The sequence below is a fragment of the Corallococcus llansteffanensis genome (assembly GCF_003612055.1).
In the GTDB taxonomy this organism is placed as follows: domain Bacteria; phylum Myxococcota; class Myxococcia; order Myxococcales; family Myxococcaceae; genus Corallococcus; species Corallococcus llansteffanensis.
This window is the reverse complement of record NZ_RAWB01001142.1, coordinates 1-596: the sequence shown is the minus strand read 5'-3', so window position 1 is coordinate 596 and position 596 is coordinate 1. Positions and strand designations below refer to the sequence as shown.

Genomic DNA, 596 nt, shown 5'->3' with positions numbered 1-596 from the left:
TCTACACGCGTGAAGCCTTTGGAGAACGGGTGGGGTTCCAGGTCGGCTGGATGACGTGGCTGGCGCGCGTCTCGTCCGTGGCCTCGTTATCCGTTGGCTTCTCCCGCGCGCTGGGCTTCCTGTGGCCCGCGGCGAACTCGGGCCTGGGCCAGGGCCTGGCCATCGCCGTGCCCCTGCTCACACTCACGGCCATCAACGTCGTGGGCGTGAAGGGCGGCGCTCGCACCGCGGTTTTCCTCGCCGTCACCAAGACGGTGCCACTGCTGGTGTTCATCGCCGTGGGCCTCTTCTCCGTGTCCGTGCCGCTGGCGACGTCGGTGGCTCCCAGGGAAGGAGGCAACCTGGGGGCCGCGGTGCTGCTGCTGCTGTTCGCCTATGCCGGCTTCGAGAACACGGCGGCTCCGGCGGGTGAGTTCAAGAACCCACGCCGCGACGTGCCCTTCGCGCTCATCGTGCAGATAGGCGTTGTCACGCTCATCTACACGGCGGTGCAGTGGGTGGCGCTGGGCACGTTGCCCGGGGTCGCGGACGCGCAGACGCCGCTCGCCAACGCCGCCGCGCGGTTCCTCGGGGGTTGGGGTGGGCTCCTCATGACC

Annotated in this window: 1 protein-coding gene; it reads left to right on the top strand. The window is 69.5% G+C overall.

Features of this window, described 5'->3' with window-relative positions; translation table 11 throughout:
- Positions 1-596, top strand: a 596-nt coding sequence (locus D7V93_RS43830; RefSeq protein WP_147451723.1) for an APC family permease, incomplete at both ends; no start/stop codon positions are given.